12 protein-coding genes and 1 other annotated feature are annotated in these 13,343 nt (G+C 62.6%); of the genes, 10 read left to right on the top strand and 2 right to left on the bottom strand.

Going from position 1 to position 13,343, the window contains the following annotated elements; all coding sequences use genetic code 11:
- Positions 1–14 precede the first annotated feature (14 nt).
- The 9 genes from miaA to ileS all read left to right on the top strand — a co-directional run bounded on the left by miaA (position 15) and on the right by ileS (position 9,001).
- Positions 15–959 carry a tRNA (adenosine(37)-N6)-dimethylallyltransferase MiaA gene (gene miaA, locus L9O85_RS00630; protein ID WP_301579180.1) on the top strand — a complete coding sequence of 315 codons (945 nt, stop codon included), beginning with the start codon at positions 15–17 and terminating at the stop codon, positions 957–959.
- A 52-nt stretch (positions 960–1,011) separates the two neighbouring features.
- Positions 1,012–1,248: an RNA chaperone Hfq gene (gene hfq / locus L9O85_RS00625; protein WP_050622513.1), complete on the top strand. Its 237-nt coding sequence runs from the start codon at positions 1,012–1,014 to the stop codon at positions 1,246–1,248.
- Positions 1,249–1,299: 51 nt separating this feature from the next.
- Positions 1,300–2,568, top strand: coding sequence for an HlyD family efflux transporter periplasmic adaptor subunit (locus L9O85_RS00620; RefSeq protein WP_301579178.1), 1,269 nt, complete (start codon positions 1,300–1,302; stop codon positions 2,566–2,568).
- Positions 2,569–2,619: 51 nt separating this feature from the next.
- A complete protein-coding gene (locus L9O85_RS00615) occupies positions 2,620–3,330 on the top strand; it encodes a YggS family pyridoxal phosphate-dependent enzyme (RefSeq protein WP_050622515.1) in 711 nt (236 codons plus the stop codon).
- A 43-nt stretch (positions 3,331–3,373) separates the two neighbouring features.
- Positions 3,374–3,856: a cell division protein SepF gene (locus L9O85_RS00610; RefSeq protein ID WP_050622516.1), complete on the top strand. Its 483-nt coding sequence runs from the start codon at positions 3,374–3,376 to the stop codon at positions 3,854–3,856.
- Between the two features lie 4 nt (positions 3,857–3,860).
- Positions 3,861–4,730, top strand: a complete 870-nt coding sequence (locus L9O85_RS00605) for a hypothetical protein (protein WP_108980101.1) — start codon at positions 3,861–3,863, stop codon at positions 4,728–4,730.
- 31 nt (positions 4,731–4,761) lie between these two features.
- Positions 4,762–5,496: a DivIVA domain-containing protein gene (locus L9O85_RS00600; protein WP_050622518.1), complete on the top strand. Its 735-nt coding sequence runs from the start codon at positions 4,762–4,764 to the stop codon at positions 5,494–5,496.
- 147 nt (positions 5,497–5,643) lie between these two features.
- Positions 5,644–5,875 (top strand) — a binding site (T-box leader).
- Positions 5,876–5,918: 43 nt separating this feature from the next.
- Entirely contained in the window at positions 5,919–6,179 is a 261-nt protein-coding gene (locus L9O85_RS15145; protein ID WP_108980102.1) for a PF20097 family protein, read from the top strand.
- A gap of 14 nt (positions 6,180–6,193) precedes the next feature.
- Positions 6,194–9,001: an isoleucine--tRNA ligase gene (gene ileS / locus L9O85_RS00595; RefSeq protein WP_301579176.1), complete on the top strand. Its 2,808-nt coding sequence runs from the start codon at positions 6,194–6,196 to the stop codon at positions 8,999–9,001.
- A gap of 163 nt (positions 9,002–9,164) precedes the next feature.
- On the opposite strand, the gene L9O85_RS00590 is transcribed toward ileS, so the two are convergent.
- Complete coding sequence (locus tag L9O85_RS00590) at positions 9,165–10,685, bottom strand: peptidoglycan DD-metalloendopeptidase family protein (RefSeq protein WP_256181818.1); 1,521 nt, start codon at positions 10,683–10,685, stop codon at positions 9,165–9,167.
- Positions 10,686–10,797: 112 nt separating this feature from the next.
- Positions 10,798–11,136: a hypothetical protein gene (locus L9O85_RS00585; RefSeq protein WP_256181820.1), complete on the bottom strand. Its 339-nt coding sequence runs from the start codon at positions 11,134–11,136 to the stop codon at positions 10,798–10,800.
- A 292-nt stretch (positions 11,137–11,428) separates the two neighbouring features.
- Here L9O85_RS00585 and typA point away from each other — a divergent pair, with 292 nt between their 5' ends.
- Positions 11,429–13,255, top strand: a complete 1,827-nt coding sequence (gene typA, locus L9O85_RS00580) for a translational GTPase TypA (RefSeq protein WP_108980104.1) — start codon at positions 11,429–11,431, stop codon at positions 13,253–13,255.
- Positions 13,256–13,343: the final 88 nt, after the last annotated feature.

Here is a 13,343-nt window from a genome sequence, read left to right as displayed (position 1 = left end):
GAAAGGAGTCTCCCATGCCCCCAAAGATCCTGGTCATTTCCGGCCCCACCGCCTCGGGCAAGACCCGCCTGGCCGTAGAGCTGGCCCTGCGCCACGGCGGCGAGGTGGTCTCCGCCGACTCCATGCAGGTCTACCGCCGGATGGACATCGGCACTGCCAAGCCCACCCCGGAGGAGATGCGGGGCATCCCCCACCACATGCTGGACGTAGCCGACCCGGAGGAGGACTTCTCCGTGGCCCGGTACGTGGAGCTGGCCGCCCCCTGCGTGGACGACATCCTGGCACGGGGCAAGCTCCCCATCGTGGCCGGTGGGACGGGTCTCTACCTGGACTCCCTCCTCTCCGGCCGCACCTTCGCCCCCTTCTCCCCCGACGGCGGTCTCCGCGCCCGGCTGGAGGCCCGCTTTGACGCCCTGGGGGGGGAGGCCATGCTGGGGGAGCTGGCCGCCGCCGACCCGGAGGCCGCCGCCCGCCTCCACCCCAACGACCGCAAGCGCATCGTCCGGGCCCTGGAGGTCTTTCAGCAGACCGGAAAGACCATCTCCCAGCATAACCGGGAGACCCGGGCCCTCCCGCTCCGGTACGATGCCCTCACCCTCTCCCTGGCCTTTCAGTGCCGGGAGGACATGTGGGCGCGCATCGACCGGCGGGTGGACGAGATGATGGCCGCAGGCCTGGCGGAGGAGGTCCGGGCCCTCCTGGACTCCGGTGTCCCGGTGCGGTGCACCGCCATGCAGGCCATCGGCTACAAGGAAATGGCCGCCGCGCTGCGCGGCGGCGGAGATGTCTGCGCCGCCGCGGAGGAGATCAAGCTCCGCTCCCGGCAGTACGCCAAGCGCCAGCTGACCTGGTTCCGCCGCACCGAAGGGGCCAAATGGCTCTTCTGGGGACCGGAGCCTGATTTTGAAGCGGCCTGCCGGACTTCGACAAAATATTTGGAAGAATTTGGTTTAGTATAGAGGCACTCGGGCCGAGCTCTGCTCCGCCTTAAAGAAAAAAGGAGTGCTCACCATGCAGAAAACCAACAATCTTCAGGAGATCTTCCTCACCCAGGTCCGCCGGGACCGCCGCCCCGTCACCATCTTTCTGATGAACGGGTTTCAGATGCGGGGCTATGTCACCGGCTTTGACGCCTTCACCGTGGTCCTCACCAGCGATGGCAAGCAGCAGGTGATCTACAAGCACGCCATCTCCACTATCGTCCCGGAGCGGCCCGTCCCCCTCTGCCAGCCCGGCGAGCTGGAGTAACTCCCGCCCCATCCCCACACCCATCCGCAAAAGAGAAAGAGAGCCGGTCACATGAAACAGGGCAACAGTCTGGTCACGCTGGTCATCGTCCTTCTGGCGGTGATGCTGGCCGCCTATCTGGGCGTCTACGCCTGGGACAGCTTTACCGATCCCTTCACCACTACCCTCACCTACTCCTATACTGCCAATGACAGCCTGGAGGCAGACGGCTGGGTAGTGCGGGAGGAACAGCTCCTCCCCGCCCAATCGGGCATCCTGGACATTACCCGGGCAGAAGGGGAGGAAGTGGGCCGGGGCCAGACTGTGGCTCTGGTCCACCAGAACAGCCAGGCGCTGGACGTCCAGGCTCAGATGGAGGAGCTGGCCATGGAGATCGAGCTGCTGGATTACGCCATGAACCAGACCGACGACGTCGTCTCCGTCGCCCGGCTGGACGAATCCATCCTCCAGTCCCTGGCCTCCCTGCGGTTCGCCTCCGCCTCTGGCTCCTACCGTCAGCTGGACGACGACGTGATGGAGCTGAAAAGCCAGGTGCTCAAGCGCAGCTACACCTATGGTGAGGGGCTTGACTCCTCCCAGCTCTCCGCCCTGCGGCAGTCGCTGATAGAGGAGTACCGCGCCCTGCGCACCCAGTCCAGCAGCGTCACCAGCCGCATCACCGCTCCTGTCGCGGGGGTGTTCTCCTCTTTGGCCGACGGCTATGAGAGCCTGCTCACCCCTCAGTCCATCCTGACCATGACCCCCGCCGACCTGGATGCCCTGGCCGGGCAGCAGGTCACGGCCCCCTCCGGCACCGCCGGCAAGCTCATCACCTCCGACCGCTGGTACTTCGCGGCCGCGGTCTCGGAGGAGGAGGCCCTGCGCCTGTCCAAGGAGAGCTCCGTCACCGCCCGCTTTTCCGGTTCCTTCAGCCAGGACGTCCCCATGACGCTGGAGCAGGTGGGGGAGGCGGTGGACGGCCGTGCGGTGGTGGTCCTCTCCTCCAACCGCTATTTGTCCCAGATCACTCTGCTCCGCGGCCAGACAGTGGAGCTCATCTTCGGCAGCAGCTCCGGCCTGCGCATCCCCAAGGCCGCTCTGCGCATGGTCACCCAGGAGTCCACCGATCCGGAGACCGGCGAGACCGTCCAGACCAACCTGGTGGGGGTCTATACCCTGGTGGGCGGCCGGGCAGAATTCAAGCCGGTGGAGATCCTCACCGAGGAGTCCGACTTCTATGTGGTCTCCCCCGCCACCGAGGGGCGGGCCGTCCTGCGGGCGGGGGACGAGGTCATCGTCCGGGCCACCGGGCTCTATGACGGGAAATTGCTGAATTTCTGAGGGCCGCCCATCCGGCAGCCCGTCACCTGTAGAGAAAGAGAGAGATTGCATATGTCCATCCAACAGCAGGTCCAGGCAGTCCGGGCCCGCATGGCGGCCGCGGCAGAGTCGTCCGGCCGCCGCCCGGAGGATATCGCCCTGTGCGCCGCCACCAAGGTGCAGAGCGACGACACCATCCGCGCCGCCATCGCCGCCGGCATCACCCTGTGCGGAGAGAACCGGGTCCAAGAACTCACCGCCCACCTGGCCGCCGGCGCCTATGAGGGCGCCCGGGTCCATTTTATCGGCCACCTCCAGACCAACAAGGTCAAGCAGGTGGTGGGACGGGTGGACCTGATCCAGTCGGTGGGGTCGGAGCACCTGCTCCGGGCTGTGGAGGCCCAGGCGGACAAGCTGGGCCTGGTTCAGGACATCCTGCTGGAGGTAAATATCGGCATGGAGGAGAGCAAGGGCGGGGTGGACCCGGCCCAGCTCCGTCCCTTGGCTGAGCTGGCTCAGTCCCTGCCCCATGTGCGCCTGCGGGGTTTGATGGCCATCCCGCCTATCAGCCCCCTCCCCGGTGCCAATCGGCCTTTTTTTGCAAAAATGTATCAGCTTTTTGTTGACATAAGACGCGAAATGTCCGATAATCAATGTGATATCGATTGCCTGTCCATGGGAATGAGCGGCGACTTTGAGGACGCCATCGCCGAGGGGGCCACGCTGGTCCGGGTCGGCACCGCGCTGTTCGGCCCCCGGCCGCCCATGCACACCGCCCGTTGAACCGGCGGCAGAGCTTACACCAAGGAAAAGAGAGGATACCGCTATGGGATTTATGGATGAACTCAAGCGCTTGGCCCACCCCTACGAGGATGAGGACGAGGACGATTTCGAGGAGTTTGAGCCGGCGCCTCGTGCTGCCGTCCCTGAGCGCCGGGACCGCTCCGAGCGGATGGACCGCACGGGCTCTTTGTACAGCGCCCCGGTCGAGCCGGAGCGCCGCAGCAACAAGGTCGTCAATATTCACACCACTACTCAGCTCCAGGTGGTGCTGGTAAAGCCAGAGCGCTTTGAGAACGCCAGCGAGATCGCCGACCATCTGCGGGAGAAGCGCACCGTGGTGCTCAACCTGGAGTCCACCAACAAGGAGATCGCCCGCCGCCTGCTGGATTTTCTTTCCGGCGTGGCCTATGCCAACGAGGGCAAGATCAAGAAGGTGGCCATCTCCACCTATATCATCACCCCCTACAATGTGGACATCCTGGGGGATCTGATCGACGAGCTGGAGAACAACGGGCTGTACTTCTGAGCAGATGGGACGCGTCGCCGTTCGGCCGCCGGGCCGGCTCCTCCCCCTCCTTTTGCTCCTGGCCCTGCTGTCCGGCTGCGCCGGCGGAGGGGCCGCCTCCGCCTCCGAAGACGAGGAGCCGCAGGCCCCGCTCCTCATGGAGCACGGCTGCCTCTCCATGGATCTGGACGGAGACGGCGCAGAGGAGGCCGTCCGCCTGTATGCCCTCCAGGCCGCGGACGACCTGCCCCCTGAGGCGCTGCCGCCGGAGGGCTCGGATTCCCGGAATCTGCTGTTCCGCTGGTATGTAGAGGCCCAGATTGGGGATGACTTGGTCACCTGTGACCTGAATGGCCGGTATTATTACTATTCTCCCCAGCAGGATCAGCCCCTGTTCTTCTCCATTCAGGACCGGCAGGGCGCGTCCCTGGTGGTGGCCGGTCTGATCCCACAGTCCAATGGGGCCGGGGCCGGCATGCTGGAAGTGCATGTCCTCTCCTATGACAAGGGAGCTTTTCAGGTCCTGGAGCTCCCCCTCTGGTCTATCCAGAGCGTTCAGGCCGGCATGACCGCCCAGATCACCGTACCAGAGACCGGCACCGTGGAGACGCTGGACCTGCTCCAATGGCTGGAGCTGCGGGGAGAGGGACCGCTCTATGAGGCGGACGGGACTCTCGCCTGGCCCTGCGCCCCCGCCTCCTGGGAGGAGGGGGATATCTATGCCCTGCTCCCAGCCGAAGAGGGTATCTGGACGGCCCAGCGGCTGTACGGACAGGCCCTGTCGGACTTGATGGGCTATCTGGTGACCCACCTCACCTGGGACGACGGCACTCCCGTGGTCCTGGAGCAGTATTTTGACTGGCGCGCCCAGAACGACGACGAGGTCCTGCGCTGAAAAAAGCGTTTTGATTTAGGAGGTAATGAATATGCTCACTCCTCAGGAGGTCTCCGAGCGCGCCTTTCCCAAGGCTTCCTTCGGCGGCTACAACATGGCTCAGGTGGATGAATTTCTGGATCTGCTCACAGCGGACTATACCTCACTGTACAATGAGAACGCCGTTTTGAAGAGCAAGATGAAGGTCCTGGTGGAGAAGGTAGAGGAGTACCGCGCCACCGAGGACGCCATGCGCAAGGCGCTGATGACCGCCCAGCGGATGGCCGACGAGCTGGTGAAGGAGGCGGAGGCCAAAAAGGCCCAGATCCTCTCCGACGCCGAAGGGGAGGCCAAGGAGCGGGTGGCCAATATCCGCAAGCAGGCCGGCGACGAGGAGTTCCGTCTGTCCGCCGCCCAATCCGCCACCGCTGCCTATGTGGCCAAGGTGCGGGCCCTCCACGAGCAGGAGCTGCGCTACCTGGACGGCCTTTCCCAGCTGTGCCCCGACGCCCCGGTCTCCCAGGCCGACCCGGTGGAGGAGGCCGTGGAGGAGATCGATGACAATGTCCAGCGCCTGGTGGCCCAGGCCATGGCAGACGCCACCGCCGAGAATCTAAAGGCCCAGGCCGCCCAGGAGGCTGCGGAGGGCCCAGAGGACCTGTCGGACACTGCAGAGTTCCCCCCCGCCCCCCAGGCGGAGGAGGAGCCTGAGGAGGAGCCGGTCCACGGCACCCGCCGCATCGACTTCGGCAACCTCCAGTTCGGCCGGGACTATGAGATCAAATAAGATCGCAGAGATACACTGGAAGCGCCCCCTCCGCCGTGCGGAGGGGGCGCTCTGCGCACCTATGACTGGAGCGTGCTAGACATGAAAATCCTCAACAAAATTCTTGACATTCCTCAATAAAGTGGATAGAATATAAGGGTATATCGTTATCATGCGCAGAAAAGGAAGAGTACCCGCCTCCGAGACGCACAGAGAGCCGCCGTTTGGTGCAAGGCGGACGGGAGGGGCTGGGGAAGATCACCTTGGAGCAGGGGGGCTGAACCTGAGTAAGCCCCTCCGGACGCCCCCGTTACCGGGCAGCATTTGAGTGGCTGGGACGGGATGCCCTTCCGGCAAGAAGAGTGGTACCGCAGAGGTCTTGTTCGCCTTTGTCTCTTTGAGAGACAAGGGTGTTTTTGTTTTTCCAGAGAGGAGTGGCTTTGATGAAGTGCCCTAAGTGCGGCCTTCTTATGGAAGAAGGGACTATGCACACGCAAAAATATCCCTTCTGGACCCAGCAGGAATTGCGTTTTTTTCACAGCCCCACGGATATGGTGGAACTGGGCCCCCTGGGTGATGACACCACCAGTATGTTCACGCGGGACCCGTTTCCGGAATTTCCCCACGCTATGCTCTGCCGGGCGTGTGGCCTGGTCACATTTCTATGTAATTTGATCGAAAAGTCTAAAAAAGACCCAGAATAGGAGGAAGCAAACCCATGGACTACAACAAGACCATCAATCTCCCCAAGACTGACTTCCCCATGCGGGCCGGTCTGCCCAACCGGGAGCCCGGGATGCTCCAGCGCTGGAACGACATGGACCTGTACCACGAGCTGCTGAAGAAGAATGAGGGCAAACCCCGCTTCGCCCTCCATGACGGCCCTCCCTTCTCCAACGGCAATCTGCACATGGGCCACGCCCTGAACAAGTCCATCAAGGACTTCATCACCCGCATGTACGCCATGCGGGGCCGCTATACCCCCTACATCCCCGGCTGGGATAACCACGGCATGCCCATCGAGTCCGCCATCATCAAGGAGCAGAAGCTCAACCGCAAGAAGATGAGCGTGGCAGAGTTCCGCACCGCCTGCCACAACTACGCCCAAAAATACATCGACATCCAGATGGAGGGCTTCAAGCGCATGGGTGTGCTGGGGGACTGGGAGCACCCCTATAAGACTATGGACCCCGGCTTTGAGGCGGAGGAGGTCAAGGTCTTCGGCTCCATGTACCGCAAGGGCTACATCTACAAGGGGCTTAAGCCCGTGTACTGGTGCCCCCACGACGAGACCGCTCTGGCCGAGGCGGAGATCGAGTACCAGGACGACCCCTGCACCACTGTCTATGTGAAGTTCCGGGTAAAGGACGATCTGGGCCGTCTGAGCCAATATGGCGACCTGTCCAACATGTACTTCGTCATCTGGACCACTACCATTTGGACCCTGCCCGGCAACCTGGCGATTGCCGTTCACCCCCGGGAGAGCTATGTGCTGGTCAAGGCGGACAATGGAGAGCTCTACATCGTGGCCGAGGCCCTGTGCGCCAAGGTGATGCAGGCGGGCGGCTTTGACCACTATGAGATCGTTAAGCAGTTCCGCGGCCAGGACTTCGAGTATATGAAGGCCCAGCACCCCTTCCTGGATAAGGAATCCCTGCTGTGCTGCGCCGAGTATGTCACCATGGATTCCGGCACCGGCTGCGTCCACACCGCCCCCGGCTTCGGCGCCGATGACTACGAGACCTGCAAGCGCTACAAGGTGGAGCTGGTGGTCCCTGTGGATGACCAGGGCCGCCACACTGACTACGCGGGCAAGTACGCCGGCCTGAAGACGGAGGAGTCCAACCCGGTCATCCTTGCCGACCTGAAGGAGAGCGGAGCCCTCTTCGCCAGTGAGGAGATCGTTCACTCCTATCCCCACTGCTGGCGCTGCAAAAAACCCATCATCTTCCGGGCCACCCCCCAGTGGTTCTGTTCCGTGGACTCCTTCAAGGACGAGGCGGTGGCCGCCTGCGACGATGTTCGGTGGCTCCCTGCCTGGGGCAAGGACCGGATGATCTCCATGATCCGGGAGCGGGCCGACTGGTGCATCAGCCGCCAGCGCCGCTGGGGCCTGCCCATCCCGGTGTTCTACTGTGCCGACTGCGGCAAGCCCATCGTCACCGACGAGACCATTGAGGCTGTGAGCAGGCTCTTCGGTGAGAAGGGCTCCAACGCCTGGTATGAGATGGAGGCCAAGGATATCCTGCCAGAGGACTTCGCCTGCCCCCACTGCGGCTCAAGGACGGGCTTCACCAAGGAGGAGGACACCCTGGACGGCTGGTTCGACTCCGGCTCCACCCACTTCGCCTCCATGCAGAAGGACCAGAATTTCTGGCCCGCCGACATGTATATGGAGGGTCTGGACCAGTACCGCGGCTGGTTCCAGTCCTCCCTGCTCACCGCCGTGGGCGCGCTGGGCAAGGGGGCTCCCTTCCAGGAGTGCGTCACCCACGGCTGGACCGTGGACGGCGAGGGCAAGGCTATGCACAAGTCCCTGGGCAACGGCGTAGACCCCGCGGAGATCTTTAAGAAGTATGGTGCCGACCTGCTCCGGCTGTGGGCGGGTTCTGCCGACTACCATGTGGACGTGCGCTGTTCGGACAACATCTTTAAGCAGCTCAGCCAGAACTATCTGAAGTTCCGCAATACCGCCCGGTACTGCCTGGGCAACCTGGACGGCTTTGACCCCGATCACCTGGTGTCCCCGGAGGAGATGCTGGAGCTGGACCGCTGGGCGGTGACCAAGCTCAACGAGCTGATCCGAAAGTGCTTTGCCGCCTACGACAACTACGAGTTCCATGTGGTCTCCCACGCCATCAACGACTTCTGTGTGGTGGAGCTCAGCTCCTTCTATCTGGACATCATCAAGGACCGTCTGTACTGTGAGGGAGTGGACAGCCTGGAGCGCCGCTCCGCTCAGACCGCTCTGTGGATGATCCTGGACACCATTACTAAGCTGTTCGCCCCCATCCTGGCCTTCACCTGCGACGAGATCTGGCAGGCCATGCCTCACCGGGAGGGTGACGACCCCCGCAATGTGGTTCTCAATGAGATGAACCAGCCCTTCCAGGACTACGACATGGGCGCGTTGGTCTCCTGGACTGCTCTGATCCAGCTGCGGGACGGGGTGAACGCCGCCCTGGAGGCCGCGCGGAACGAGAAGAAGATCGGCAAGAGCCTGGAGGCCCACATCACTCTGGTGCGGGCCCAGGACCAGGCGGACAACCTGACCGCCCTTCAGGAGAAGTTCCAGGACCAGTGGGCCGACCTGTTCATCGTCTCCGACGTGGAGGTGTCGGACGACCCGGCTCTGTACGCCCAGGGGAGCGACACCCCCATCGCCGGTGTGCGGGTACTGGTGAGCGAGGCCAATGGAGACAAGTGCGAGCGCTGCTGGAAGCACCACCCCCTGGTGGGTGCCAATGCGGCCCATCCCACCCTGTGCCCCCGGTGCGCCAAGGTGGTCCAGGCCATCCATCTGTGATCGGGTCCTCCTTTCCTTCTGACTAACGATCAGAAGTCCCGCCGCTCAGGCTCCTGAGCGGCGGGACTTTTCTTATTCCCCCGTTATTCCGCATGTACAAAGGGGCATGAAAAGGCTCCGGCACAGCCTTTCCTGTGCCGGAGCCCAAATGGTTTCTGGTCGTTCAGCTGAGATAGGACAGGGGATTCACCGAGGTGCCGTTCACCCGCACCTCAAAGTGGCAGTGGGTGCCGGTGGACCGGCCGGTGCTGCCCGCCTTGGCAATCTGCTGTCCCTTGTACACCTTCTGTCCTGCGGACACCAACAGGGAAGAGTTATGGCCGTAATAGGTCTGGGTGCCGTTGTCGTGGGTGATGATGACCAGATAGCCATAGCTCCCCTTGTAGCCGGCGAAGGTGACGGTGCCGCCGTCTGCCGCCTTGATGGCCGCACCGTAGGAGGCGGAGATATCGATGCCGGAGTGGTAGCTGTAACTGCCGAAAATATTCCGCCCGCCAAAGTAGGAGGTGATCCGCCCCCGGATGGGCCAGGAGTAGCTTCCAGTGGAGGCTGTCTTAGGCTTCTCCTTGGTCCCCACCGCCTTGACTGTTGTGGTGGGCTCGCGCAGGGTGGTGGAGGACAGGATCTCCCGCTGGGTCTCGCTCCCGTTCACATAGGTCACCTGGGCGTGGACCTGGGCCTCGCCCTCTGTACCCTGGGTCAGGATCTTCGAGTCCCCCACATACATGCTGGAGTCCTTCACCTCCTCCACCGGGCATGCGATGGGCTCGGTATAGGTCACGTCGTCCACCGTAGTCACCGACAGCAGCGGGATCTGCTCCTTCACATTGAGCACGTCCCCGATCATCAGTCGGTTGATATCGATGCCCGGATTCAGCGCCTTCAGGTCGCTGACAGACATGTCGTTGGCATAGGCGATGGCGTTGAAGGTGTCTCCCTTCACCACCGTGTAGGTGGTGTCGCCAGTGGTGTTGGCCATCAGGGCGGTCTGGAGCTCCTCGGCGGTCATCTGCCCCTCCTCCGAGTAGACATCCTCCACCTGGATGTCGTCTACAAATTCAGCGGAGATGGTGTTCTCATTCACATACTGGCCCTTCAGCTGGTCCAGCACGGACTCCAGGGCTCCCATCTCCTCCACGGAGCCCACCGCCACGCCGTTGACGCTGACCTGATAGCGGCGCAGGCCATCGGCTACCTGGCTGAGCTGCTCCAGGAAGTAGTTCTCCACCTGGTCGGGCTGGGTCAGCTCAGACCGCAGGGAAAGGGTGAAATCATAACCGATCTGCCCCTCCACCTGGTAGTCGTGTCCCAGGATCTCCGTGCCTCGGCGCTCCACCTGAGCCACCGCGTCGGCTACCACAGCCTGGTCGCTCACCACACCCAGAGTATCCCCGTCCACCGTGACAGTGTAGGCCGGGGCGTATAGGGTGGAGACAGTCAGCGCCAGTCCCAGCGCTCCGGACACCGCCAGAAAGGTGACCGGACCGGTGGCGCGGTTCCCCCCCGCCAGGTCATGGACCGTGTGGATCACACGGCGGCCATGGAACCGGGCCCACTGATAAAAATGCTTCCAATCTGTGACCACCCGGCGCGCCAGCAGCCCCAGCTGCTCCTGAGCTGACAGCTCCCGGCCGTCACTCTGCCGGGGCCGGCGGCCGGCGGGCTTGTGCAAAACCTCGTCCATGAATCATGACCTCTTCCAGATCAAATTTCCCGCTGCCCCAAAAGTGACAGAACGGAAAAGAAAATGTTACAATTTGGTTACAAATGTACTATACACGCAATCCCGCTTTACGTCAACCCCTTTTTCTCCTCTCCAAATGTAAATTTTTTATTTCTTTTTCTCGTCTTTTTCCGGTTTTTTCACGATATCTTGTGGCCCCTGTCCCGTCCTCCCCACTCTGTCCGTGGGCTCCCCTGTGCCCCCCGTTTTCCCGCCTCAAATTTTTGGCGAAATCACAATATCCTCTCCTATTTTTCCGCTTCTCCGTGTCAAATCGGGGATCCAAATAGATCCTCTCCTGTTTTTCCGCAAAAAATGTTGCGTTTCTCGAAAGGGCGCTGTATAATATTACGTCAACACGAACACCTCCCCTTTTGGGAGCGCTTCCCGCTGATCTGCGGCGATCCGCCATTTGAGCCTCCTCTCCGGCGTCTCATATGGTTTTGTGTCTTTAAATGAGAAGCGGCCGCAAAGCGCGAAAAACAGAGACGTGCCGCCATGATCGCCCACGCCGGCCACGGTATGGCCGCCCCGCGGGCCTGATGCCCCGCAGGGACCCCAGATATTTAAATGCTTGGCGGAAATAAATTCCGCCTGCGTCAAGCTTTTTCTTCCGGACAAAAGCTTGTACGCGCCATTCGGCGCGCCCCATCGGCGATGGGGCCCCGAGTGGTCTTGCCATATTGCTGGTAGGAGGAAAAATGATGAAGAACGAAAAACTGAGAAATATTGCCATAATTGCCCACGTTGACCATGGCAAGACCACTCTGGTGGATGAGATGCTCAAGCAGTCCGGCGTGTACCGGGAAAATCAGGCCGTGGTGGAGCGCGTTATGGACTCCAACGACCTGGAGCGCGAGCGGGGCATCACCATCCTGGCCAAGAACACCGCCATCCAGTATCAGGATGTGAAGATCAACGTCGTGGATACTCCGGGCCACGCCGACTTCGGCGGCGAGGTGGAGCGCATCCTGAAGATGGTCAACGGCGTCATCCTGCTGGTGGACGCCGCGGAGGGCCCCATGCCTCAGACCCGCTTCGTGCTGTCCAAGGCCCTGGAGCTGGGCCACCGGGTCATCGTGGTAGTAAATAAGATCGACCGCCCCGACCAGCGGGTGTACGAGGTCATCGACGAGGTGCTGGAGCTGCTGCTGGACCTGGATGCCACCCCGGAGCAGCTGGACTCCCCCATGCTGTTCTGCTCTGGCCGTCAGGGCACGGCCTCTGTCCAGCCCGATGTGGCGGGCAGCGACCTGAAGCCCCTGTTCGACACCATTCTGGAGTATATCCCCGCCCCCGAGGCGGACGTGGACGCCCCTTTCCAGATGCTGGTCTCCTCCATCGACTACAACGAGTTCGTGGGCCGCATCGCCATCGGCCGCATCGAGCGGGGCGCCATCAAGCAGAACCAGGAGATCGCGGTGTGCAACTACCACGACCCCGACGCCGCCCCCAAGAAGGCCAAGGCCACCGCGCTGTATGAGTTCGACGGCCTGGGCAAGGTCCCCGTCACCGAATCCACCGCCGGCAACATCATCGCCATGAGCGGCATCGGCGACGTGACCATCGGGGACACCATCTGCGCCCCCGACGCGGTGGAGCCCATCGAGTTCGTGAAGATCTCCGCCCCCACCATTGAAATGACCTTCTCCGTCAACGACTCCCCCTTTGCCGGACGGGAGGGCAAATTCGTCACCTCCCGCCAGCTGCGGGAGCGGCTGATCCGGGAGACCATGAAGGACGTCTCCCTCCGGGTGACCGAGACCGACAGCACTGATGCCTTCAACGTGGCCGGCCGGGGTGAGATGTCCCTGTCCATCCTCATCGAGACCATGCGCCGAGAGGGCTATGAGCTCCAGGTCTCTCCCCCCCGTGTTCTGTATCAGGAGATCGATGGTGTGAAGTGCGAGCCCATCGAGCGCCTGGTAGTGGATGTGCCCTCTGACTGTGTGGGTGCGGTGATGGAGAAGATCGGCTCCCGCAAGGGCGACCTGGTGGAGATGACCCCCGTGGGCGACCGGATGAAGGTGGAGTTCCTGGTCCCCGCCCGGGGCCTGTTCGGCTACCGCAACGAGTTCCTTACCGACACCAAGGGCGAGGGCATCATGGCTTCCGTCTTTGACAGCTACGCCCCCATGAAGGGGGAGATCCAGCGCCGGAACACCGGCTCCCTGGTGGCTTTCGAGACCGGCGAGGCAGTGACCTACGGCCTGTTCAACGCCCAGGAGCGGGGCGTGCTGTTCATCGGCGCCGGCACCCCGGTGTACGCCGGCATGGTCGTGGGTGAGACCCCCAAGGCAGAGGACATCTCCGTCAACGTGTGCAAGAAAAAGCAGCTGACCAATATGCGGGCCTCCGGCTCTGACGATGCCCTGCGCCTCATCCCGCCCCGCCAGATGTCTCTGGAGCAGTGCCTGGAGTTCCTGGCTGACGACGAGCTGCTGGAGTGCACCCCGGAGAACCTCCGGCTGCGCAAGCGCATCCTGGACCACGGCGACCGGATGAAGGCCCTGAAGGGCGGCCAGAAGTGATCCCCCTTCCATGCCAGAACACCCAAAGCGAACAAACGGCCCCTCCCCCGGCCTGACCGGCGGCTGGGGCCGCTTTTTCATCCCCCGA

Origin of the sequence: Lawsonibacter asaccharolyticus (genome assembly GCF_022453915.1) — a bacterium.
Taxonomy (GTDB): domain Bacteria; phylum Bacillota; class Clostridia; order Oscillospirales; family Oscillospiraceae; genus Lawsonibacter; species Lawsonibacter asaccharolyticus.
The sequence above is the reverse complement of the archived record's forward strand: the minus strand, read 5'-3'. Positions and strand labels throughout refer to the sequence as shown.

Excerpts from the sequence above, each read along its gene's own strand:
- L9O85_RS00590 (WP_256181818.1), bottom strand. The coding sequence starts at position 10,685 with ATGGACGAGGTTTTGCACAAGCCCGCCGGCCGCCGGCCCCGGCAGAGT.
- L9O85_RS00605 (WP_108980101.1), top strand. The coding sequence starts at position 3,861 with ATGGGACGCGTCGCCGTTCGGCCGCCGGGCCGGCTCCTCCCCCTCCTT.
- L9O85_RS00610 (WP_050622516.1), top strand. The coding sequence starts at position 3,374 with ATGGGATTTATGGATGAACTCAAGCGCTTGGCCCACCCCTACGAGGAT.
- L9O85_RS00615 (WP_050622515.1), top strand. The coding sequence starts at position 2,620 with ATGTCCATCCAACAGCAGGTCCAGGCAGTCCGGGCCCGCATGGCGGCC.
- L9O85_RS00620 (WP_301579178.1), top strand. The coding sequence starts at position 1,300 with ATGAAACAGGGCAACAGTCTGGTCACGCTGGTCATCGTCCTTCTGGCG.
- L9O85_RS00585 (WP_256181820.1), bottom strand. The coding sequence starts at position 11,136 with ATGGCGGATCGCCGCAGATCAGCGGGAAGCGCTCCCAAAAGGGGAGGT.
- miaA (WP_301579180.1), top strand. The coding sequence starts at position 15 with ATGCCCCCAAAGATCCTGGTCATTTCCGGCCCCACCGCCTCGGGCAAG.
- L9O85_RS15145 (WP_108980102.1), top strand. The coding sequence starts at position 5,919 with ATGAAGTGCCCTAAGTGCGGCCTTCTTATGGAAGAAGGGACTATGCAC.
- hfq (WP_050622513.1), top strand. The coding sequence starts at position 1,012 with ATGCAGAAAACCAACAATCTTCAGGAGATCTTCCTCACCCAGGTCCGC.
- L9O85_RS00600 (WP_050622518.1), top strand. The coding sequence starts at position 4,762 with ATGCTCACTCCTCAGGAGGTCTCCGAGCGCGCCTTTCCCAAGGCTTCC.
- typA (WP_108980104.1), top strand. The coding sequence starts at position 11,429 with ATGAAGAACGAAAAACTGAGAAATATTGCCATAATTGCCCACGTTGAC.
- ileS (WP_301579176.1), top strand. The coding sequence starts at position 6,194 with ATGGACTACAACAAGACCATCAATCTCCCCAAGACTGACTTCCCCATG.